The organism is Nonomuraea sp. NPDC049655 (assembly GCF_044465465.1).
GTDB lineage: Bacteria > Actinomycetota > Actinomycetes > Streptosporangiales > Streptosporangiaceae > Nonomuraea.
Genome location: NZ_JBITLS010000001.1, coordinates 139,216 through 160,513 on the forward strand (window position 1 = coordinate 139,216; position 21,298 = coordinate 160,513).

Genomic DNA, 21,298 nt, shown 5'->3' on the forward strand with positions numbered 1-21,298 from the left:
GGCGCCGTCATGGCGACGCTCCCGCGTGGGCGTCCACGCCGAGGTCGGCGAGGAGCCGGCGGCGCAGCTCGACGAAGTCGGGGTCGGTGCGGTCGCGCGGCCGGTCGAGCTCGACCCGCACATCCGTGACGAACGTGCCCGCGCGCAGCACCGCGATCCGGTCGGCGAGCAGGATCGCCTCCTCCACGTCATGCGTGACCAGCACCACGGCCGGGCGGTGCCGGGCGCACAGCTCGGCGATCAGGTCCTGCATGTGCAGCCGGGTCAGGGCGTCCAGCGCGGCGAACGGCTCGTCGAGCAGCAGCAGCTCCGGCTCGCGTACCAGGGCCCTGGCCAGCGCGACCCGCTGGGCCTCGCCGCCGGACAGCGTCGCGGGCCAGGCGTCGGCATGGCTGCTCAGCCCCACCTCGGCCAGGGCCGCCAGGCCCTTGGCGCGGGCGGCGCGGCCCTGCCCGATGATCACGTTGGCGAGGGCGCGCTTGGACGGGACGAGCCGCGGCTCCTGGAAGACGACGGTGCGCACCGGCGGCACCAGCACACTCCCGCCGCCGGCCGCGTCCAGCCCGGCCAGGATGCGCAGGAGCGTGGTCTTGCCGGTGCCGCTCGCGCCGAGCAGCGCCAGGAACTCGCCGCGCCGCACGTCCAGGTCCACCCCGTCGAGGACGGCCCGCTCGCCGAAGACCTTGCGCAGCCCCCGGGTGCGTACGGCGAGGCTCATCGGATCGTCACCGCCCTGCGCCAGGGCATCGTGACCCGCTCGGCCAGCCGCAGGGCCAGGTCGGCGGCGAGCCCGATCACCGCGTACAGCAGCACGCACAGCGCGAGGATGTCGGTGCGCAGGTAGTCGGTGGCCCGGGCCATGAGGTAGCCGAGCCCGGCCGTCACGTTGATCTCCTCGGCGGCGATGAGCGCGATCACGCTGAGCGTGGTGGACAACCGCAGCCCGGCGAAGATCGACGGCAGCGCGCCCGGCAGCACGACCTCGCGGGCGACGGCCAGCCGGCCCAGTCCGAACGAGCGGGCCGCCTCGACGACCTTGCGGTCCACGTTGCGCACCCCGCTGGAGACGTTGATGTACATGGGGAACGTGCAGGCCACCCCGATCAGCAGGATCTTGGACGCCTCCTCGATCCCGAACCAGACGATGAACAGCGAGGTCAGCGCCAGGAACGGGATGGCCCGCAGGGCTTGCATCGAGGAGTCGACGAGCTCCTCGCCGAGCCGGGTGAAGCCGGAGACGACGCCCAGCGCCAGCCCCGTGGAGGCGCCCAGCAGCAGGCCGAGCCCGGCCCTGGTGACCGACACGCGCAGCGCCTCGGGCAGCTGGCCGTCGGCCCACAGCTCGCCGAAGGTGTTGACGACGTCCTGGGGGCCGGCGAGCACGTCCTGGGTGAGGGCGCCGGTGGCGGTGGCCGCGTACCAGGCGGCGAGCAGCAGGACCGGGCCGGTGGCGCGCAGCGCGAGCGTGACGGCCGGGTGGCGGCCGGACGAGCGCGGCGGCTGGGGCGCGACGAGCCCCTCGACGCCGGCCTCCGCGTGAGTGGCCACGCTCATGACCGCGCGCTCCCGAGCGTGTTCACGTCCACGACGTGCTGGGAGACGTCCAGCGGCGCGGTGAGCACCTTCTGGTCGAGAAAGAACCTCGCCACGTCTTGATATTTCGCGATTTCGGCGGCGGTGACCGCCTGGACGGGCCTGCCCTTCTTCTGGATGCCGGCCACGAGCTCCTTCTGCTCGCCCTGCACGGCCTGCGGGCCGGTCTGGGTGAAGACGTTCAGGTACGCCGCCGGATCGGCGATCTCCTTGGCGCTGCCCTCCTTGATGAACGCGAACAGCGCCTTGACCACCTCGGGATGCTCCTGCAGCAGCTTGTTGGCGGCCACGTAGATCACGTAGTTGTCCGACTTGATCGCCTCGCCGTCGGCCAGGACGCGCGCGCCCAGCTCGGTGACGGCGGGGATGAGGAAGGTGGAGAAGGTGGACCAGGCGTCCACCTCGCCCGAGCCGAAGACCGGCGCGGTCTGCGGCGGCGGCAGATAGACCCGCTTGACCTTCTCGACCGGCACGTCGAACGTCTGCAACGCCTTGAGCAGCAGGTACTCGCTGGTGCCGCCGTGCCCGACGGCCACGCTGCGCCCGGCCAGATCGGCCACGGACCTGATCGGCGAGTCCTTCTTCACCACGATGCCCTCCCCGGCCAGGTCGGGCGGGACGGTGGCGAAGATCTTGAAACTGGGCTTGACGGCCAGCGCGGTGACGCCGGAGGTGATCGAGCCGGTGGCGATGTCGAGCGAGCCCGCGTTGATGGCCTGGGCGGCCGGGGCGAACACGGAGAAGTCACCGGCCCACTTGACCTTGGCGTTGACCTTGGCCAGGGCCGCGTCCAGGCTGCCGTCCTTCTTGGCGACGGCCAGGAAGCCGCTGTTGCCGGGGTCGGAGATGCGCACGACGACCTGCTCCTGGCCGGCGGCGGTGGTGGTGGTGTCCGGGCCGCCGCAGGCCGTGGCCAGGAGGGCGAGCGGAAGGGCGAGCAGCAGCTTACGCATGGGTGACTCCTTGGAGCGGGGTGTGGTCGGCCCAGGCGGCGACGTCCACGGGTGATTCGAGGAAGCCGTGGCCGCGCAGGAAGCGCTCCTGCTCGGCCAGCAGGTCGAGGCGTTCGGCGGACAGGTCGAGGTGGAGCGAGGCGCCGGGGCGGTAGGCCGCGGCCACGCCGGTCGCGCCGGCGCCGGTCTCCGCGCCCAGGATCCTGGCCACCTCGGACGGGTGCGCGGCGGCCCAGTCCGCGGCGCGCAGCAGGACGGCCAGGAAGCGCGTGACCACCTGCGGATGCTCGTCCAGCAGGCGCTGGTGGACGGTGATCGGGCGGGGGGTGCCGTTGTTGATCCGCGCGCGCCGGTCCGGCACGGCGTCCAGGTCGATGCCCACCTCCGCGCCGTGGCGCAGGGCGGCCTCGACGGCGAGCGCGCCCTTGACGTAGACCGCGTCCACCCGGCCGGCGGCCAGCGCGGCCAGCTCCGCCTCCCACTGGCCGCCGCCCGGCTCGGCCTCGACGTCCACCAGTTCGGCGTCACCGAGCCCGAGCCCGGCCAGGGAGAGCGCGCCGTGGAAGCCGCGCAGGGCCATGGCCCGCCAGAAGTCGATGGCGATGCGATGCCGGGGCGCCGCCAGCCGCAGGCCCTTGAGCTGCTCGGGGCTTTCCAGGGCGGTGCCGCCGCGCACCAGCACGACCTGCCGCTCCTCGATCCAGGTGAGCCCGATGAGCCTGGTCGCCTCGCCGCGCGAGCGCGCCCACAGCGCCGGCACGTTGCCGCCCTCGCGGAACAGGCCGGTCAGAGCGTGGGTGTAGTGGGTCTCGCGGGGCACGCCGGGGTCGTCGTCCTGCAGCGAGCGGACCTCGATCCCGTCGCCGGCGAACTCTCCCTCCAGCCAGCCCTGGTCGGCCGCGATGCCTGTGGCGGTGGGGACGGGACAGCGGGTGAACCAGATGGCGTCGAGTGCGGCTGTGGTCATGGGCAGAGTTTGCTTGTAAATTGGTAGGGAATGCAAAGATTGTCCCGCGATGCGGGAAGCGTTCTCGGCCGGGCCGGCTCCTACCTGGTCCCCGATCTCCCTACTCGGAAGACGGAGTTTCCCGCATGGCAGCAGACGACAACGTCCAGTCGGTGCGCAGGGCGATCGGCCTGCTCGGCTGCTTCGGGGGCGGTGACGCCTCGCTCGGCCTGTCCGACCTGGCGCGCAGGATGGGGCTGTCCACCTCGACCACCCACCGCCTGGCCAGGACGCTGGCCGCCACGGGCTTCCTGGAGCAGGAGGCGCGCACCGGCCGCTACCGGCTGGGGCCGTCCATCACGGAGCTGGGGCAGCTCTCCTTCCACCGGCGCGGCCTGCACCGCATCGCCCCCGAACTGGCCGAACTGGCCCGCGTCACCTCCGCCACCGTGGACCTGGCCGTCCGCAACGACCGGCACGCGGTCATCCTGAGCGGCGGCTCGCTCAACCCCGACAGCGGCGCCGGGCTGCGCCGCCCCCTGCACTCCACGGCGCTGGGCAAGGTGCTGCTGGCCTGGGACCCGGAGGGCAGCGCCGACCTGGCGGTGCTCGGCCCGCTGCCGGCGCTGACCGGCCGCACCATCGTGGACCACGCCGAACTGCGCGAGGAGCTGGTCCGCGTGCGCGAGTCCGGGTACGCGCTCAACGACGGGGAGTCGGGCGACGGCGTCCGCACCGTCGCGGTGCCGGTGCTCGACCGGCACAACCACGTCCGCTACGCGCTGGCCGTGCGCTCCACGCCGCTGGTCATCAGCGACGCGCGGATCGACTGGTTCGCCGCGCACGCGCGGGCCTGCGCCCGCGCGCTGGAGGTGCTGCTGATCCCACCGGCCGAGCGCCGCCTGCGCCCCTCCGCCTGAGTCACGACAGGCGCGCCCGAGCCGGTCGGCGAGCCCCTGGGTGATTCACGAGGAAAGCGTGACGGAGGTGAGGAGCGCCAGCTTCTCGGCGCTGCCGGTGCCGGGGTCCGGGTGCAGGACGATGAGCGTCTGGCCCGCCGCGCCGCTCACGCCCAGCCTCTCCCGGTTCAGCCACAGCTCACCGACCTGGGGATGGTCGAGGCGCTTGGGCGCGCCCTCGCACGTGTTCACGTCGTGGCGGGCCCAGAGCCTGCTGAACAGCGGGCTGGCGAGGGAGAGCTCGCCGACGAGTTCGACGAACCGGGGGTCGTCGATGTCGGCGCCGACGGACTTGCGGAAGCCGGCGACCATGCCCTGCGCGGCGTTCTCCCAGTCCGGGTAGAGAGCCTGCTCGGCGGGGTCGAGGAACACGTCCCGCAGGCGGTTGCGGCCCGCCACGAGCCGCGGCGACAGGGCGGTCGCCGGGGCGTTGGCGGCCAGGACGTCGAAGGAGCGGCCCTCCACGTACGCGGGCAGCGCGAGCGCGGCGACGAGCTTGGCGATGCCCGCGGGAACGCTCTCCTTGCGGGGCCGCCGCCGTCGCCGCCGGGGATCGCCCGCTCCGAGGCGCAGCAGATAGGCCGTCGCGTCGTCGTCGAGCCGCAGCACGCGCGCGAGGGACACCAGCACCTGCGCGGACGGGTTGCGGTCGCGGCCCTGCTCCAGGCGCAGGTAGTAGTCGGCGCTGATGCCGGCGAGCATCGCGACCTCCTCCCGGCGCAGGCCCGGCACCCGCCGTACGCCCACGGAGGGGATGCCGGCCTGCTCAGGAGTGACGAGCTCCCGGCGGGCGCGTACGTATTCGCCCAGAAGGTTGGATTCGCCGCTCATGCGCCCCACGGTAATGGCGCACCTCGGCGCGTGCCTGGCCCCCTCACCCCCAGGATCGCGAGGGCTCTGGCTGCGCCGGCGGACGAGCGGAAACCTCACTCGGGAACGAACACCCCTTTGATGAGCAAGGAGCCGCACATGTCAACGTACGTGCTGGTACACGGGGCCTGGCACAGCGGACGATGCTGGGAGCGCGTGGTCCCGCTCCTGACCTCGGCCGGGCATCAGGCGGCCGCGCCGTCGCTGACCGGCCACGGCGACAAGGCCCATCTGCTCGGCCCCGAGGTGGGACTGGACACCCACGCCGGCGACATCGTCGAGCTGATCACCGCGAACGACCTCACCGACGTGATCCTGGTCGGCCACAGCTACGCCGGGCTGGTCATCTCCTCCGCCGCCAACCGCGTCCCGGAACGCATCGCCCACCTGGTCTACCTCGACGCGATGGTCCCGGAGGACGGCGAGAGCGCGGCGGACGTGCAACCCGTCACCCAGGCCCTCATCGACCGCGCCGCGCAGTCCGGGACCGGCTGGCGGATCCCGCCGATGCCCGAGCTGCCGCCGCCCCTGGGCCTGTTCGGGGTCACCGACCCGGCGGACGTGGCCTGGCTGCGGGCGATGCTGTCGGACCAGCCGGCGCTCTGCCTCCAGCAGCCGGTCCGGCTGGACAACCCCGCCACGCACGCGATCCCGCGGACGCACATCCACTGCGTCGCGGGCGTGCCGGAGGGCGTCACGCGGCGGCCCGTTCCGGCGACGCAGCCCAACGGCAGCCCCGCACAGGTGTGGGAACTGCCGACGGGCCACGACTGCATGATCACCATGCCGGCCGAGCTCACCGAACTGCTGCTCAAGCTCGCGTGACCCGGTGGCGGCAGCGCCGGCGCCGGGCCAGCTCGTTGCCACCCATCCCTTCGACCCACACGATGTGACGTCTCCGCGATCAGAGGCGTTGTTGGAGAGGACCCACTTCAGGTTGACGTGCTCCCGTCTTCCGGGCCTTCCCTCGTGGACTTGATGGCGGGTGGACGACGCCGGCGCGCCGGCGCGCCGGCATCGCCTCCTCGGCGGAGGCGTAAATCCGTGGTGTGGGCGGCGCGCGCCGTACTACAGTCGGGCACGCCTTCACCTCGCGGCTGCTGAACCACGAGGCCCGCGGCGGCGGCTCCGGTCCGTCGCCTTCTTCGGCGCGCTTTCGGTCGCGCCCGCCCCTTGCATCGCTTTTCAGCAGCCCGAAGGACTTCACCATCATGCGCATCCGTCAGGACCGCCGTCTCCTGCGCCGCGACGAGCAGTGGCTCACCCTCCCGAACCCTTGGGACATCCCCGTCGACATCTGCGCCGACGAACGTGTGCCTCTCGAACCGGCCGCCGTCGACGAAGTGCTGTCCGTCCTGGAGACCGCCGACACCCTCGACCGCCTCGCCGAGGCCGTACCCGGCCACGACGGTCCGCTGCCCCGCCTGGTCCGCCTCGTCCTCACCCCTGACTTCCACAAGGGCGCGGGCATCCCGATCGGCACGGTCATCGAGACCGAGGGCGCGCTGCTCCCGCAGGCGGTCGGCAACGACGTCAACTGCGGCATGCGGCTGGAGGTGACCTCACTCACCGTGGAGCAGGTACGGCCGCGCCTGGACGCCCTGGAACGGCGGCTGCGGCACCTGTTCTTCGAGGGCGGCCGCCGCATCGCCCTCACTCCCGCCCAGCGCGAGGCACTCCTGCGCGACGGGCTCCCGGGGCTCCTGCACACCGGCGACGCCCCCTGGCAAGGTCACCAGCCGACCGACACCGAGGACTGCCTGGATCGCATGCACGCTCCGGCGCACCCGACCGGTACCGCCGAGGCGTTCGCCGACTGGATCACCAGCGCGGGCGGCGCCGAGACAGCCAGCCACGACAGCCTCATCGGCAGCATCGGCGGCGGCAACCACTTCGCCGAACTGCAGTACGTGGCACGGGTCCACGATCCCGCCGCCGCGTACGCGTGGGGCCTGACGGCGGGCGCGGTCGTCCTGATGGTGCACAGCGGCTCACTGGCGCTGGGACACCAGGCCAACGCCACGGCGCTGGACCGGCTGCGCCAGACCTGGCCGCCGGGGTTGTCGCGACCCCGCAACCAGATCCTGCCGTTCCTGCTGAACGAGCGCACGGCCGCCGCCCGACGCCGCTACCTGGACGCCTTCGGCAACGCCGCCAACTTCGCCTCGGGCAACCGGTTCTTCCTCGCCCTCACCATGCGTGCCGGGCTCGCCGCCGAATGCGGTCGGATGACGGCCCGCCTGGTCTACGACGCGCCGCACAACCTGTTCTGGCAGGAGGAGGACCGCGTCGTCCACCGCAAGGGCGCGACGCCGGCGGGTGGTCACGAGCAGATGACCGGCGGCCCGTACGCGATCTGGGGTGAGCCCGTGATCGTGCCCGGGTCGATGGGGGCGTCCAGCTACCTGCTGCGGGGCCACGGCAACGCCCGCACGTTGGCCAGCGCCTGCCACGGCGCCGGACGGCGAGTCCCGCGCGGCGCCACCGCACGGGCCGGCGACCGCGACCTCGACGCGTTCCTCCGGGAGTTCCGCGTGGTCACGCCGCTGGACCACCGCGATCCGACCGTGGCGCGCCGCGCGGACGTGATGGCGGCCTGGCGGCGCGACCTCAAGCAGGAAGCTCCGTGGGCGTACAAGGACATCGGGCCCGTGGTGTCGAGCCTGCACGCGGGAGGTGTGGCGGACCCAGTGGCCGAGCTGCGCCCGCTCCTCACCGTCAAGGGCTGACCGCCTTCCCCGCGTACGGCATCGGCTGCCTGTGGGGCGCGAATGTCCGGTGACTGCGATGGCGAAGGCGGATGGAGCGCAGGTCGGCATTCGATCGGCCGACGCCATCCCGAAGGCGGCGAGGCAGCGTGGCCGCCTTCGCGGGAGCACGTGCCGAGCCGTTCGGGGGCCGGGTCGATGCCGTGTGCTTCGAGGATTCCCCAGACCGTGGACGCGCCGGTAGCCCCAGGAGGCGTTCTCCCGTGCTCCTTTCCCGCCGCGAGCCCGGCTGATCGTCAAGCAATCGGGCAAGGTGCCGGCCATCGAGAACGCCAGCCTCAATCAGGGTGCCAGCGTGAACCAGGACGATGCGGCGTGACGAGCACATACGCGACGGCCTGTCCGCTCGGCCGAGCTCGCATCGCGACCTGAGCCGGTGGTCTCGTAGACGTCAGCGAAGTCTCGCGGACGCCAGTGGCACCGGCGTCTCCTGACCTGGCCAGGCGCCATGTAGCACCACGTCCGCGAGCTCGACGCCGACGTCGAGCCGGCGGACGACGACCAGCTCGACCGTGTCTGTCACGATCACCGTCGGGTCGTCCTCGGTGACGCGCTCGATCTCTCCCACGGCCGGCATCACCGCTGCCTCGCCTCCGCCACCGAGGACGCTCATGTCAGGCTCGCGACGCACCAAACGGCCATCGACCTGCACCAGTTTCTCGGCCTGGCCCGTGCCGCAGATGATCGCCCTCGCCAGTGCCGCAGCGTAGACAGGATCACCGACCGCGTCATAAACCCAGCGCGTCCCCAGCACCGAGTGCTCGGCGGTGCCCAGCAGCCACGCGTCGCCACCGGGCAACGGCGCCTCCCGGTAGGTGAGCGGCATCTGATGAACCGGGCCGTCACCGGCCCGTACCAGGATCGTCTCCATCCCGACCGCGCCGGCCGGGTCATCGAACCGGAAGGAGGCCGTCTGCTGCGTCTCGCCGGCTGACCCGGTGTACCAGGGGCGGCCGGGCAACCAGTCGCTCAGCAGCTCAAGCTTCGTAGGCCGAAGCGTTGCCTGGTAGAGCAATGCCATGGGGCCATCGTAGCGTGATCGAGAATACGCAATCGGGAGAATTTCCGCCGCGACCAGTGCCGACCGGTAAGACGCCGTCTCGCGGATCGTTCGGTCGCCGAACTCCACGAGCGCGAGATCTGTGCCAGGCCCTGGACCTGGCGGGGCCGCCGGTACGCCGGCGCACTGTGCAGGGTCAGCGTGGACCTGCTCCCAACGCCCACCCGCCGCCAAGCGGCGGCCGGCGTGGTCGGCCTGGACCTCGTCCGCCCCGAACCGGGATCAGCCGAACAGGATCGTCACGTCCAAGCCGCCATCGGCGCGTGGAAGGGCCGTCAGCCGTGCGCCGTGCGCCTGGGCGACGGCCCGGACGATCGCCAGGCCCAGTCCGTGACCGTCGGTCGTGTGGGTGCGTGGGGCGCCGAGCCGCTGGAACGGCTGGAAGAGCCGCCGCAGGTCCTGCGGCCGGATGGGCGGGCCGGTGTTGCCGATCGTCAGGCGGGCGCCCTCGCCGGTGAGGCCGGTGGCGATGGTGACGTGTCCGTCGGGAACGTTGTGGTGGAGCGCGTTGTCGACCAGATTGCCGATCATGCTGGCGATCAGGTCGGGGTCACCGCTGACGGGCGCGGGGTCCAGCGACGTACGAACCGTGACCGTTCGCCCGGCGGCCTCCGAGCGGCGCGACGACACCACCTGCTCGGTGACCTCGGCCAGGTCGACCGGCTCCCGGTGCTCGATGCCCTTCTCTCCTTCGGCCAGCGTGAGGAGAGCGCCGATCAGGCGTTCCTGCCGCGCTCCGAGAGCGAGTGCCTCCTCACACGCGGCCCGCAGGCTCGCCTCACCCGCCTCGGGGTCGGCGAGCGCGACCTGGAGCACGGCGCGCTGACCGGCCAGCGGGGTGCGCAGCTCGTGGGAGGCGTTGGCCACGAAGTGGCGCTGCGCCGCGAACGAGGAGTCCAGCCGCTCGAACAGGTCGTCGAGGGTGCGCCCCAGCCTCGTGAGCTCGTCGTCCGGGCCGCGCAGGCCGAGCCGACGGTTGAGGTTGGTGGCCGAGATCTCCCGGGCGGTCACGGTCATCGCGCGCAGCGGGCGGAGGAAGCGTCCGGCCAGCCACCACGCGGCCGGCACGGTCAGGACCACGACGACGATCCCGGTGACCGTGAGCACGGCGTCCACCTGCTGGGCGGAGCTGTCGGGCGGTGGAGCGGCGTCCCCCGCCCGGAGGCGGACCTGGTCCCTGCCGAACAGGAATCCGGCGACCAGCATCATCGGGACGACGACGGCCAGAACCAGTCCGGCGTACAGCGTCGTGAGCTGCGCGCGCAGGGACGGCCGTCGCAAGTGGCGCCGAGCGCGGCCGGTCACCGTCAGGTTCATCGCGGGACCCCGATGCGGTAGCCGCCCTCACGGACGGTGCCGATCACCGGTGGTTCGCCGAGTTTGGCCCGTAACCGGCGCACGGTCGTCTTGACGGCCGTGGTGAACGGGTCGGCGGCCTCGTCCCAGACCCGTTCCAGCAGCTCCTCCGTGGACACGACCCGGTCACCGGCGGCGAGCAGGCACTCCAGCAGGGCGAACTCCTTCGGGGTCAGCTCCAGGCGCCGCGCGCCGCGAAGGGCCACCCGCCTGCTCGGGTCCAGGATCAGGTCCTCCGCCCGGAGGATCGGCGGCACGGCGGGCGCCGAGCGGCGTCCCAGCGCGCGCACGCGGGCCACGAGTTCGGCGAAGTCGAACGGCTTGGGCAGGTAGTCGTCCGCGCCCAGACCCAGACCCTCGACCCTGTCCCGTACGGTGCCCGCGGCGGTGAGCATCAGCACCCGCGACCCCGCGTCACCGGCGGCGATCTCGCGGCACACCTCGTCGCCGGGCGTGCCCGGCAGATCGCGGTCCAGCACCACCACGTCGTACCGGGTGGCGGCCAGGCGGGCCAGAGCGTCGTCGCCGTCGAGGACGACGTCCACCGCCATGCCCTCGCGCCGCAACCCGGTCCCGATCGCCCGCGCCAGAACCTCGAAGTCCTCGACGACCAGCACTCGCACGACCGTCCTCCTCACCCCGGTGGTGGCGCCGTTCCGTCCACCGCGTCCGTCACCGGACACGATGCCAGGGATCGGGTGTCGGGCGGGTGTCAGCGGCTGACACCCGGCCGACACCGGCCGTGCCGTACAACCGTCCGTGATTCCCCTTCGAAAGGACGAGACGTGACAGATCCGCGGTTGACCCGGCGCAGGTTCCTCGCCGTCACCGGGGCCGGTACGGCAGCCGGCGGACTGCTGACGGCCGGCTCGACGGCCGGCTTGAAGGCCCGCCCGAGGGGCACGGGCGAGGTGTCCGCGCGGGGCCTCACCCAGGCCGTCCTGTCGGCCTTCGAACGCCACCGGCTCGTCGCCGTCGGCGAGTCGCACGGGCAGCAGGAACACGGTGACGCGCAGCAGATGCTGCTCACGGACCCGCGGCTGCCGGACGTGGTCGACGACATCGTCGTCGAATTCGGCAACGCGCTCTACCAGCCGGTCATCGACCGGTTCGTCGCCGGCGCGGCGGTCGAGGACCACGTGTTGCGGCAGGTCTGGCGGAACACCACGCAGTCGCCCGGGGGCACCGGCGACCAGCCGATCCGTGAGCAGTTCTTCCGTACGGTCCGCGCCGTCAACTGGACGCTGCCCGCCGCGCGGAGGATCCGGGTGCTCCTCGGGGACCCGCCCATCGACTGGTCACGCATCACCACCCAGGACCAGGTGGACGGCTTCCTCGCCCAGCGTGACACCCACATGGCGTCCCTGGTGCGGCGGGAGGTGCTCGCCAGGAACCGCCGGGCGCTGATCTGCTACGGCAGCGGGCACGTGACGCACTCGCCGGAGCGGGGCCAGAACGCCGACCACGCGGTCCCGCTGATCGAGGAGCAGACCGGCCGGCGCGTGTACGTGATCGTGGCCGGCAGCCATCCCCGCCTGGCGGCCTGCCCACGGCGTACGGTGATCGCGTGCTCCGGCAACTGGCTGGAGTCGGCCGACGCGGGACAGTTCATGGACGCGCCCCGGCTGTGCGGCTTCCCGCTGGGGAAGCTGGCCGACGCCGTCCTGTACCTGGGGCAGCTGAAGGACCTGACGCAGCCGCTGTGGAACCCCGCGATCTTCCTCGATCCGGCGTACTGGGCGGAGCTCCAAAGACGCAACGCGATCAACGGGAACCTCGTCGACCTGGAGGCGTACCGGCGGCAGCAGCCGATCTCCCTGCCCTCGTCACCGCCCGTGAACTGCGCCTGACAGCGCCGGCCAGGACGCCTCCGGCCCCGCACCCGTGCCGTTCGTCTCGATTCCGCAGGTGCAACGTGCACCTTGGCGTCCGGAGAGTTTCGTCAGCTGCTGTCGCGGGAGGCTGATGAAAGTTTCACGGCGACGCTCTCGCCGGCCCGCCTCGATAAGTCAAGGTGAGCGCGCTCGGCGGCCGCCTCCTCCGGCCGCCGCGCGCCACGGCGCTCTTGACAGCGCCTTTACGGCTCGTATTTGCTCCCTCCGTCCCTTCCATCGGCCCGGAAGAGCTCGACCGGTGAGCGCTTTGTTAGCGCTAACATATGAGAGGTGGATGCATGAAGCCAGGCGAATCGCGCAGCACAAGGCGCGCGGGCATCGGAGCCGCTCTGGCGGCTGTGATCACGGCGGCGGTCACCGGTCTGTCCATGCTGCTGGTGGGCGCGCCGCAGGCGTCGGCCGCGGTCCTGACCGAGGTGACGAACTTCGGGGCCAACCCGGGCGGGCTGCGGATGTACCTCTACGTCCCCGACAGGGTGGCGGCCAGGCCGGGCGTCCTGGTGGCGATGCACGGCTGCAACGGCTGGGCTCCCGGCTTCCACCAGGGCACCGAGTTCGCCTCGCTGGCCGACCGGTACGGCTTCATCGTCATCTACCCGCAGGCGAACAAGAGCGCCAACGGCCTGTCGAACTGCTTCGACGTCTGGTCGAACGAGGCCCTGCGGCACGGCGGCGGCAGCGACCCGGTGTCGATCGTCTCCATGACCGACTACGTGCTGCAACGCTACGGCGGCGACCCGCAGCGGGTGTTCGCGACCGGTTTCTCCTCCGGGGCGATGGAGACCGGCAACCTGCTCGCCACCTACCCCGACGTGTTCAAGGCGGGAGCGCCGTTCTCGGGCGTCCCCTACGGCTGCCTCGGGCCCGCCGGATGCGGGGACAAGACGCCGCGGCAGTGGGGCGACCTGGCCAGGAACGCCTACCCCGGCTACACCGGGCCCCGGCCGCGCGTGATGGCCTGGCACGGCACCGCCGACTCCGTCCTGCCGTACACCATGTTGCAGGAGGAGGTCGACCAGTGGACCGACGTGCACGGCCTGAGCCAGACCCCCGCCTCCACCGACAGCCCGCAGCCCGGCTGGACCCGGCGGGTGTTCGGCTCCGGGCAGGTCGAGGCGTACACCGTCACCGGCGCCGGACACGACCTGCCCCACCCGGGGATGGCGGCGTACGCCATCCACTTCTTCGGCCTGGACGGCGGCTCGTCCACCACGACGCCGACCCCGCCACCCGCAGGTCAGATCAGGGGAGTGGCCTCCGGCCGCTGCGTGGACGTCCCGGGCTCCGCCACCGCCGACGGCACCGCCGTACAGCTGTGGGACTGCAACGGCCGCACCAACCAGCAGTGGACGCGGACCTCGGCCGGAGAGCTGAGGGTGTACGGCGACAGATGCCTGGACGCCGGAGGCACCGGAAACGGCGCCAGGATCCAGATCTACTCCTGCTGGGGCGGCGACAACCAGAAGTGGCGCGTCAACTCCGACGGCACCGTCACCGGCGTCCAGTCCGGGCTGTGCCTCGACGCCGTCGGCGCAGGCACCGGCAACGGCACCGGGCTCCAGCTCTACACCTGTCATGGCGGCACCAACCAGAAGTGGACCTGGACGTGATGCCCCTGGCCCGCCGCGCCGACCGCGGCCCCGCGACGACCCGGGCATCGCGTGCCGCACTCGCGACCGCCGCCGTCCTCCTGATGGCCGCCGCCGTGCTGCTGGGCGTCAGCCCCGCCGCGGCCGCGTCGCTGACCCGGGTGACCGGCTTCGGCAACAACCCGACCAACCTGAACATGTACATCTATGTCCCGGATCGGGTGGCGGCGAGGCCGGCGCTGCTGGTCATGGTGCACTACTGCACCGGCTCGGCCGCCGGGGTGTTCAACGGCGTCGGGCACGACTACGTCACCGCCGCCGACCGGTACGGATACATCATCGTGGTCCCGGAGGCCACCCGCAGCGGCCAGTGCTTCGACGTGTCCACTCCGGCCGCGCTGAGACGTGACGGCGGCGGGGACTCCACCGGGATCATGTCGATGGTCGGCTATGCCCGGCAGCGCCACAATGTGGACCCCGCCAAGATCGTGGTCAGCGGCTTCTCCTCGGGCGCGATGATGACCAACGTACTCGCCGCGCAGTACCCCGACATGTTCTCGGCCGCCGCGGCGTTCTCCGGCGTCCCGGCCGGATGCTTCGCCACCGCCAACGGGTCCTTGTGGAACAGCGAGTGCTCCGGCGGCCGGATCGTCAAGACCGCCCAGCAGTGGGGCGACCAGGCCCGCGCCATGTTCCCCGGCTACACCGGCGCCTACCCGCGCATGCAGCTCTGGCACGGCACCGTCGACACCACACTGGCCTACGCCAACTTCGGCGAGGAGATCAAGCAGTGGTCCGGCCTGAACGGGGTGAGCCAGACCCCTGCGTACACCGACAGCCCGCGCTCGGGCGTCACCCGCACCCGGTACGGCGGCACCGGTGCCCAGCCGCGGGTCGAGGGGCTCAGCTTCGCGGGGGACGGCCACTCCCTGCCGTTGACGGGCATGTTCCCCCACGCCCTCTCCTTCCTCGGGCTCGACGGCACCTCGCCTGGCCCGGCGCCCGGCGGTCAGGTCAAGAACGCGGGGTCGGGCAGGTGTCTCGACGTCGCGGGCGCCTCCCAGACCAACGGCGCCCAGGCGCAGATCTGGGACTGCCACGGGCAGCCCAACCAGCAGTGGACGTCCACCGCCTCCGGTGAGCTGCGCGTGTACGGCGGCAAGTGCCTGGACGTCGCCAACCGCGCCACCGCCGACGGCAGCGGCGTGATCATCTGGGACTGCGGCGGCCAGAGCAATCAGCAGTGGCGCTTCAACGCCGACGGCTCCATCACCGCCGTCGGTGCGAACAAGTGCCTGGACGTGCCGAGCAACAGCACCGCCAACGGCGTCAAGCTGCAGATCTGGTCCTGCAGCGGCGCCGCCAACCAGCGCTGGGCCCGCGCCGGCTCATGACGACACCCAGGAGGTGGAGAAGCGAAATGCGTAGAATTCTGGGCCTGACGACGGCCGCGTTGCTGGCGGCCGGCTCCCTCGTCGCGATCGGCGGTGCGACGTCCCCGGCCGTCGCGCTGGAGAACGGCCTCGCCCGTACCCCGCAGATGGGCTGGAACGACTGGAACAGTTTCGGCTGCAACGTCAACGACGGACTCATCCGCCAGACGGCCGACGCCATGGTCTCCAGCGGCATGGCGGCGGCGGGCTACACCTACGTCAACATCGACGACTGCTGGTCCACCAAGAGCCGGAACGCGAGCGGAGACCTGGTGCCGGATCCGCAGAAGTTCCCCAACGGCATCAAGGCCCTGGCCGACTACGTGCACTCCAAGGGGCTCAAGCTCGGCATCTACTCCTCGGCGGGCACCACGACGTGCGCGGGCTACCCGGCCAGCCTGGGCTACGAGCGGCGGGACGCGGCCCTGTGGGCGTCGTGGGGGATCGACTATCTGAAATACGACAACTGCGGCGACCACCGTGGCATGAACGGGCAGCAGCGGTACACGGCCATGCGGGACGCGCTGGCCGCCACCGGCCGCCCGATCGTGTACAGCCTGTGCAACTGGGGTCAGGAGAACGTGTGGACCTGGGGGGCGCCGGTGGGCAACTCCTGGCGTGACACCGGCGACATCGCGGCCAACTGGAGCTCCATCATGGGCATCCTGGACCAGCAGGTCGGGCTGGAGTCGTACTCGGGCCCGGGGGGCTGGAACGACCCGGACATGCTGGAGGTCGGCGTCGGTTCGGTGACGGGCACCGAGGGGCGCGCGCACTTCAGCCTGTGGTCACTGCTGAACGCGCCCCTCATCGCCGGCAACGACCTGCGCACGATGAGCGCCGACACGCGCACCATCCTCATCAACACCGAGGTCATCGCGGTCAACCAGGACTGGGGTGGCCGGCAGGGCCACAAGATCAGCGACAACGGCAACCTGGAGGTCTGGCGCAAGCCGATGAAGAACGGCTCGGTCGCGGTCGTCCTGCTCAACCGGGGCACCTCGACCGCGACCGTCTCCACCACCGCCGCGGCCCTGGGGCTGGGCTCGGCGTCCTCCTACTCCGTGCGTGACCTGTGGGCGCACGCGACGTCCTCCTCGCCGGGGACGATCAGCGCGCAGGTCCCCGGGCACGGGGCGGCCATGTACGTCGTGACGGGAGGCGGCATCGTCCCGCCCACCGCGGTCGCGATCAAGGGAGTGGGCTCGGGAAGGTGCCTCGACGTCGCCGGCGCCTCGCAGGCCAACGGCTCCCAGGCGCAGATCTGGGACTGCCACGGCCAGGCCAACCAGCAGTGGACGCCCACCGCGAGCGGCGAACTGCGCGTCTACGGCGGCAAGTGCCTGGACGTGTACGACGGTGGAACCACCGACGGCACCAACGTCATCATCTGGGACTGCAACGGCCAGAGCAATCAGCAGTGGCGCTTCAACGCCGACGGCACCATCACCGCCGTCGGTGCGAACAAGTGCCTGGACGTGCCGAACAACGCCACCGCCAACGGCACCAAGCTGACCATCTGGCCGTGCAACGGCGGCGCCAACCAGCGCTGGACCCGTAACTGACCCGTCATCCGGGAGCGATCGTGAGAATGGCATTACGGTTGCCGGCCACCACAAGAGCCGGACGCGGAATCGTAGGGGTGCTGGTCCTGCTCGGCCTCGTGGCGTTCCTGCCCGCCCACCCGGCCAGGGCGGACAATCCGATCATCCAGACCGTCTACACCGCGGACCCGGCGCCGCTGGTGCACAACGGACGGGTGTACCTCTACACCGGCCATGACGAGGACGGCTCGACCTGGTTCACCATGAAGGAGTGGCGGGTCTGGTCCTCCGCCGACATGGTGAACTGGACCGACCACGGATCCCCGCTGAGCCTGACCACCTTCAGCTGGGCGAAGTCCGACGCCTGGGCGGGACAGACCATCTACCGGAACGGCCTGTTCTACTGGTACGTGCCCACGACCAACCGGGCGACCGGCCGGATGGCCATCGGGGTGGCCGTCTCCGACAGTCCGACCGGGCCGTTCAGGGACGCACTCGGACGGCCGCTGATCGAGAACGGCGAGATCGACCCGACGGTCTTCATCGACGACGACGGGCAGGCCTACCTCTACTGGGGCAATCCGCACCTCTGGTACGTGAAGCTGAACGCCGACATGACCTCGTACTCGGGAAGCGCGACGCAGATCCCGCTCACCACGGCGGGATTCGGTACCAGGACGGGTGACGCCAACCGCCCGACGCTGTTCGAGGAGGGGCCCTGGGTCTACAAGCGGAACGGCCTGTACTACCTCGTGTTCGCGGCCAAGTGCTGCTCGGAGTTCATCGCCTACTCCACGGCCCCCGGCCCCACCGGGCCCTGGACCTACCGAGGGACGATCATGCCCACCCAGGGCGGCAGCTTCACCAACCACGCGGGCATCGTCGACTACCAGGGCGGCTCGTACTTCTTCTACCACAACGGCGCACTGCCGGGCGGCGGCGGCTTCACCCGTTCGGTGGCCGTGGAGAAGTTCGCCTACGGCTCCGGCGGCACGATCCCGACGATCAACATGACCGCGTCCGGGGCGCCCCAGGTGGGCACCCTCAACCCGTACGTCCGCCAGGAGGCCGAGACGATCGCCTGGGAGTCCGGGGTCGAGACCGAGCCCTCCAGCGAAGGCGGGATGAACGTCGGCTGGATCGAGAACGGCGACTACATCAAGGTCAAGGGCGTCGCGTTCGGCGCCGGCGCCAGGACCTTCACCGCGCGGGTCGCCTCGGCGGCCGGCGGCGGCAGGCTCGAACTCCGCCTGGACGGCGTCAACGGCCCGTCGGCCGGGACCTGCACCGTGCCGGGCACGGGCGGCTGGCAGACCTGGACCACCGTGTCCTGTCCGGTCAGCGGCGCGACCGGCACCCGCGACCTGTACCTGAAGTTCACCGGCGGAAGCGGCTACCTGTTCAACATGAACTGGTGGCAGTTCAGCTGACGTCGCATCTCCCGCGCGTCACCGGGCCACCGCCACCCGCCTCCTGCCCCGCCGGCGAGAGGGGGGCGGGAGTGCCGTCGGACCGGGGTGTAGCGGGTGGTCCAGCCGAACACGGCCAGGCGGGTGGTGCGGGCTTCGGGCCAGCAGGGCGCCCTGCAGCGTCTCGCGTTTCAGACGAGCGTTGAAGGACTCGGCCGGCGCTGCTGCCGGCCGTGCCTGGAATGACTCAGCCGCAGGCCGGGGCGGCCGTCCCGGCCCGGGCCGGGACGCTCAGTGCGGGCGTGCTCCACCGATCGGTTGATCGGCTCCACCGCCTGAAGGGTCACCCGAATCCACCGCCCACTCGGAGGATCGGGCGATCCGCGCGGGGCGCCTGCGTTGCGAGGCTGGATCCCGTCGGTGAGCACCGAGGACGGAGACGGTCGAGATGCGCAATGTGGTGTGGCTGGTCAGAGGGTACGTCCTGGTCAGCGTGCTGACGCTGGTCACGATGGTCGTGTTCCGGAACGACGCGGCGATGGTCCCCGACTCGGTGTGGATCCGCGGCACGCTCGTCGCCGTCGCTTCGCTGGTCACATGGTTGTTCGCGGTACGGGCGGCCAGGGGCGAGCGGAAGATGCTGCTGCGGCTGCGGATCGTCACCTCGATCATGCTCGTCGCGATCGTGGTGATCATCGCGTTGCCCGGTCTGTTCCCGCTCTGGTTCAAGCTGGAGCAGGGTGTCTGCGGCCTGCTCCTGCTGCCCGTGGTCGTCCAGCTCAACCGGCGGCCGGCGGACCGGCGCTGAGCGCGTCGATCGACGAGGCGGCGCAGGAGCGCGCCGACCCGAGGGCGCCGGACGGCGCTTCCAGCGGCGCGGGAGTCTCGACGGCGGCGGACGGCGCTTCCAGCGGCGCGGGGGTCTCGACGGCGGCGGCTAGATTGTTCTGGGAGCAGGTGAGCGATGGACAATTGGCGGATGGCCGCGCCGGCGGGCTGGGAGCGACGGCTCCTTCCCATGATCACCGTGGTTCCGTACGTGCTGCTGGCCGTCATGGCCGCCCTGACGATCGTCGTCAAGCACGACCAGCCGGGCTCGCTCGCCCTCGACCTCGCGCTCTGCGCGGCAGCCGCGGTGTGGAAGCTCGTGCTCTTCACGCTGCACCCGCAGTGGCGCGGGCGAGTCGGCGTGATGAGCGTGTTCATCGCGGGCCTGATCCTGTTCGGGCTGGTCATGGTCGTACGCGATCCGTGGTTCGGCGTCTACACGCCCGCGCTGTACTTCTACGCCTTCCGGATCATCGGCTGGCCGCGTGAGCTGTACTTCATCGCGGGCGTCGCGGTGGTGGCGGGCACGGCGCAGTCGGCCGGCCTGGACGTCGGCACCTGGATGGGCCTGCTGGAGTATCTGGGGGTGCTGGCCGTCAACGTCGTGCCGATGTGCCTGATGGCCTGGCTCAGCGAGGTCGGCGCACGCTACTACGCGGCACGGGAGACGGCGCTGCGCGAGAGCAGGGAGGCCAACGCCCGGCTGGCCGCGGCCCTGGCCGAGAACGCGGCACTCCAGGAACGGCTGGTCGAGCAGGCTCACGAGACCGGCGTCCTGGACGAGCGGGCCCGGATGGCGCGGGAGATCCACGACATCCTGGCCCAGGGCCTGACCGGCATCGTCACGCAGTTGCAGGCGGCCGAGCAGGCGGCCGACGACCCGGCCGCGTGGCGGCGGCACCACGCGGCGGCGACCGCGCTGGCCAGGGAGAGCCTCACCGAGGCGCGGCGCTCGGTGGACGAGCTGCGCCCCGAACCCCTGGAGTCCGGCCGTCTGGCCGACGCCGTCAGCGAGGTCGCGGCCAAGTGGTCGGCACGCCACGGCCTTCCGGTCCAGGTGGCCGTCACCGGCGAGACCCGGACGATGCCCCCGCAGGCCGAGGTCGCCCTGTTACGGGTCGCGCAGGAGGCGCTGGCCAACGTCTTCAAGCACGCGTCCACCGCCACCCGCGTCGGCCTCACCCTCTCCTACATGGATCGGCAGGTGGTGCTCGACGTCCGCGACGACGGCCCCGGCTTCGATCCGGACGTGCGCGCCGGTCACGACGGGGGCTTCGGGCTGGTGGCGATGCGGCAGCGGATCGAGGCGCTGTCGGGCGCGTTGCGAATCGAATCAGAGGTGGGCGGCGGGACCGGGATCTCGGCCTGTCTGCCCGCGGACACGCCGGAGGCAGGCACATGAGTGACGCCATCAGGCTGCTCGTGGTGGACGACCACCCCGTCGTGCGTGACGGGCTCAGCAGCATGTTCGCCCGCGATCCCGAGTTCATCGTGGTGGGGGAGGCGTCGGACGGAGCCGAGGCGGTCCGGCTGGCCGAGGCCCTCGCGCCGGACGTGATCCTGATGGACCTGCGGATGGCGGGCATGGACGGCGTCACCGCGATCGGCGAGCTGGCCAGGCGCGGCGTGCCGGCCCGGGTGCTGGTGCTGACGACGTACGACACCGACAGCCATGTGCTGCCCGCGATCGAGGCGGGCGCCACCGGTTACCTGCTCAAGGACGCGCCGCGCGAGGAGCTCGTCCGTGCCGTACGCTCGGCCGCGCGCGGCGAGGTCGCGCTCTCGCCGTCGGTGGCCGCCCGCCTGGTGAGCCGGCTCCGCACCCCGGCCCCCTCGACCGGGCCGTTGAGCCGGCGCGAACTGGAGGTGCTACGGCTGGTCGCGGCCGGCCACAGCAACCGCAAGGCCGCCGTCCGGCTGTTCATCACCGAGGCCACGGTCAAGACGCACCTGCTCAACATCTACGCGAAACTCGACGTCAACGACCGCGCGTCCGCGGTGGCGGAGGCGTACAACCGCGGCCTGCTGGGGACGCCCGAGCGCCCGTAGCCCTCGCCGCCCGGCCCGCTCCGGCGAGCCCGATCGGCGGATGCCG

The 21,298-nt window shown here is 71.8% G+C and carries 19 protein-coding genes; 11 read left to right on the forward strand and 8 right to left on the reverse strand.

Translation table 11 applies throughout. The features are described 5' to 3' along the window. Positions 1-7: 7 nt before the first annotated feature. The 4 genes from ACIBQ6_RS00685 to ACIBQ6_RS00700 are packed head-to-tail and all read right to left on the reverse strand — an operon-like array spanning position 8 to position 3,513. On the reverse strand, positions 8-718 hold the full coding sequence (locus ACIBQ6_RS00685) for an ABC transporter ATP-binding protein (RefSeq protein WP_397209523.1): 711 nt from the start codon (positions 716-718) through the stop codon (positions 8-10). Next, positions 715-1,554: an ABC transporter permease subunit gene (locus tag ACIBQ6_RS00690; protein WP_358296064.1), complete on the reverse strand. Its 840-nt coding sequence runs from the start codon at positions 1,552-1,554 to the stop codon at positions 715-717. The genes ACIBQ6_RS00685 and ACIBQ6_RS00690 overlap by 4 nt, the downstream gene beginning before the upstream one ends. Further along, positions 1,551-2,546 carry an ABC transporter substrate-binding protein gene (locus ACIBQ6_RS00695; protein WP_397209524.1) on the reverse strand — a complete coding sequence of 332 codons (996 nt, stop codon included), beginning with the start codon at positions 2,544-2,546 and terminating at the stop codon, positions 1,551-1,553. Before ACIBQ6_RS00695 ends, ACIBQ6_RS00690 begins: the two co-directional genes overlap by 4 nt. Continuing rightward, positions 2,539-3,513, reverse strand: coding sequence for an ABC transporter substrate-binding protein (locus ACIBQ6_RS00700; protein WP_397209525.1), 975 nt, complete (start codon positions 3,511-3,513; stop codon positions 2,539-2,541). The genes ACIBQ6_RS00695 and ACIBQ6_RS00700 overlap by 8 nt, the downstream gene beginning before the upstream one ends. A gap of 125 nt (positions 3,514-3,638) precedes the next feature. Between ACIBQ6_RS00700 and ACIBQ6_RS00705 the strand changes: the two genes are divergently transcribed. Beyond that, positions 3,639-4,412, forward strand: coding sequence for an IclR family transcriptional regulator (locus ACIBQ6_RS00705; protein ID WP_397209526.1), 774 nt, complete (start codon positions 3,639-3,641; stop codon positions 4,410-4,412). Between the two features lie 45 nt (positions 4,413-4,457). Here ACIBQ6_RS00705 and ACIBQ6_RS00710 read toward each other — a convergent pair whose 3' ends face one another. Further along, a complete protein-coding gene (locus tag ACIBQ6_RS00710) occupies positions 4,458-5,282 on the reverse strand; it encodes a helix-turn-helix domain-containing protein (protein ID WP_397209527.1) in 825 nt (274 codons plus the stop codon). A gap of 138 nt (positions 5,283-5,420) precedes the next feature. Here ACIBQ6_RS00710 and ACIBQ6_RS00715 point away from each other — a divergent pair, with 138 nt between their 5' ends. Then, positions 5,421-6,146, forward strand: a complete 726-nt coding sequence (locus ACIBQ6_RS00715; RefSeq protein WP_358296079.1) for an alpha/beta hydrolase — start codon at positions 5,421-5,423, stop codon at positions 6,144-6,146. Positions 6,147-6,532: 386 nt separating this feature from the next. Further along, the gene (locus tag ACIBQ6_RS00720) at positions 6,533-8,050 is read left to right on the forward strand and encodes an RtcB family protein (RefSeq protein WP_397209528.1); all 1,518 of its coding nucleotides are present in this window, start codon (positions 6,533-6,535) and stop codon (positions 8,048-8,050) included. 430 nt (positions 8,051-8,480) lie between these two features. Here the strand turns inward: ACIBQ6_RS00720 and ACIBQ6_RS00725 are convergent, their stop codons facing one another. The 3 genes from ACIBQ6_RS00725 to ACIBQ6_RS00735 form a co-directional block, all read right to left on the reverse strand. Further along, entirely contained in the window at positions 8,481-9,110 is a 630-nt protein-coding gene (locus ACIBQ6_RS00725) for a hypothetical protein (protein WP_397209529.1), read from the reverse strand. Between the two features lie 261 nt (positions 9,111-9,371). Beyond that, complete coding sequence (locus ACIBQ6_RS00730; RefSeq protein WP_397209530.1) at positions 9,372-10,466, reverse strand: sensor histidine kinase; 1,095 nt, start codon at positions 10,464-10,466, stop codon at positions 9,372-9,374. After that, entirely contained in the window at positions 10,463-11,128 is a 666-nt protein-coding gene (locus tag ACIBQ6_RS00735; protein ID WP_397209531.1) for a response regulator transcription factor, read from the reverse strand. Before ACIBQ6_RS00735 ends, ACIBQ6_RS00730 begins: the two co-directional genes overlap by 4 nt. 162 nt (positions 11,129-11,290) lie before the next feature. Here ACIBQ6_RS00735 and ACIBQ6_RS00740 point away from each other — a divergent pair, with 162 nt between their 5' ends. From ACIBQ6_RS00740 to ACIBQ6_RS00775, 8 genes are all read left to right on the forward strand, one after another. Further along, positions 11,291-12,355, forward strand: a complete 1,065-nt coding sequence (locus tag ACIBQ6_RS00740; protein ID WP_397209532.1) for a hypothetical protein — start codon at positions 11,291-11,293, stop codon at positions 12,353-12,355. 323 nt (positions 12,356-12,678) lie between these two features. Beyond that, a complete protein-coding gene (locus ACIBQ6_RS00745; protein WP_397209533.1) occupies positions 12,679-14,010 on the forward strand; it encodes a PHB depolymerase family esterase in 1,332 nt (443 codons plus the stop codon). After that, entirely contained in the window at positions 13,995-15,383 is a 1,389-nt protein-coding gene (locus tag ACIBQ6_RS00750; protein WP_397209534.1) for a PHB depolymerase family esterase, read from the forward strand. Before ACIBQ6_RS00745 ends, ACIBQ6_RS00750 begins: the two co-directional genes overlap by 16 nt. A 26-nt stretch (positions 15,384-15,409) precedes the next feature. Next, the gene (locus tag ACIBQ6_RS00755) at positions 15,410-16,987 is read left to right on the forward strand and encodes a lectin (RefSeq protein ID WP_397209535.1); all 1,578 of its coding nucleotides are present in this window, start codon (positions 15,410-15,412) and stop codon (positions 16,985-16,987) included. A 77-nt stretch (positions 16,988-17,064) separates the two neighbouring features. Further along, positions 17,065-18,396: a glycoside hydrolase family 43 protein gene (locus ACIBQ6_RS00760; RefSeq protein ID WP_358296106.1), complete on the forward strand. Its 1,332-nt coding sequence runs from the start codon at positions 17,065-17,067 to the stop codon at positions 18,394-18,396. Positions 18,397-18,823: 427 nt separating this feature from the next. Continuing rightward, on the forward strand, positions 18,824-19,183 hold the full coding sequence (locus tag ACIBQ6_RS00765) for a hypothetical protein (protein ID WP_352362397.1): 360 nt from the start codon (positions 18,824-18,826) through the stop codon (positions 19,181-19,183). Positions 19,184-19,393: 210 nt separating this feature from the next. Next, complete coding sequence (locus ACIBQ6_RS00770; RefSeq protein ID WP_397209536.1) at positions 19,394-20,605, forward strand: sensor histidine kinase; 1,212 nt, start codon at positions 19,394-19,396, stop codon at positions 20,603-20,605. Continuing rightward, positions 20,602-21,252, forward strand: a complete 651-nt coding sequence (locus tag ACIBQ6_RS00775; protein ID WP_358296115.1) for a response regulator transcription factor — start codon at positions 20,602-20,604, stop codon at positions 21,250-21,252. Before ACIBQ6_RS00770 ends, ACIBQ6_RS00775 begins: the two co-directional genes overlap by 4 nt. Positions 21,253-21,298 lie beyond the last annotated feature (46 nt).

Bases quoted from the DNA above. Each gene is read 5' to 3' on its own strand.
- ACIBQ6_RS00775 (WP_358296115.1), top strand. From the start codon at position 20,602: ATGAGTGACGCCATCAGGCTGCTCGTGGTGGACGACCACCCCGTCGTG.
- ACIBQ6_RS00685 (WP_397209523.1), bottom strand. From the start codon at position 718: ATGAGCCTCGCCGTACGCACCCGGGGGCTGCGCAAGGTCTTCGGCGAG.
- ACIBQ6_RS00690 (WP_358296064.1), bottom strand. From the start codon at position 1,554: ATGAGCGTGGCCACTCACGCGGAGGCCGGCGTCGAGGGGCTCGTCGCG.
- ACIBQ6_RS00755 (WP_397209535.1), top strand. From the start codon at position 15,410: ATGCGTAGAATTCTGGGCCTGACGACGGCCGCGTTGCTGGCGGCCGGC.
- ACIBQ6_RS00720 (WP_397209528.1), top strand. From the start codon at position 6,533: ATGCGCATCCGTCAGGACCGCCGTCTCCTGCGCCGCGACGAGCAGTGG.
- ACIBQ6_RS00725 (WP_397209529.1), bottom strand. From the start codon at position 9,110: ATGGCATTGCTCTACCAGGCAACGCTTCGGCCTACGAAGCTTGAGCTG.
- ACIBQ6_RS00765 (WP_352362397.1), top strand. From the start codon at position 18,824: ATGCGCAATGTGGTGTGGCTGGTCAGAGGGTACGTCCTGGTCAGCGTG.
- ACIBQ6_RS00695 (WP_397209524.1), bottom strand. From the start codon at position 2,546: ATGCGTAAGCTGCTGCTCGCCCTTCCGCTCGCCCTCCTGGCCACGGCC.
- ACIBQ6_RS00700 (WP_397209525.1), bottom strand. From the start codon at position 3,513: ATGACCACAGCCGCACTCGACGCCATCTGGTTCACCCGCTGTCCCGTC.
- ACIBQ6_RS00705 (WP_397209526.1), top strand. From the start codon at position 3,639: ATGGCAGCAGACGACAACGTCCAGTCGGTGCGCAGGGCGATCGGCCTG.
- ACIBQ6_RS00770 (WP_397209536.1), top strand. From the start codon at position 19,394: ATGATCACCGTGGTTCCGTACGTGCTGCTGGCCGTCATGGCCGCCCTG.
- ACIBQ6_RS00730 (WP_397209530.1), bottom strand. From the start codon at position 10,466: ATGAACCTGACGGTGACCGGCCGCGCTCGGCGCCACTTGCGACGGCCG.
- ACIBQ6_RS00710 (WP_397209527.1), bottom strand. From the start codon at position 5,282: ATGAGCGGCGAATCCAACCTTCTGGGCGAATACGTACGCGCCCGCCGG.
- ACIBQ6_RS00745 (WP_397209533.1), top strand. From the start codon at position 12,679: ATGAAGCCAGGCGAATCGCGCAGCACAAGGCGCGCGGGCATCGGAGCC.
- ACIBQ6_RS00715 (WP_358296079.1), top strand. From the start codon at position 5,421: ATGTCAACGTACGTGCTGGTACACGGGGCCTGGCACAGCGGACGATGC.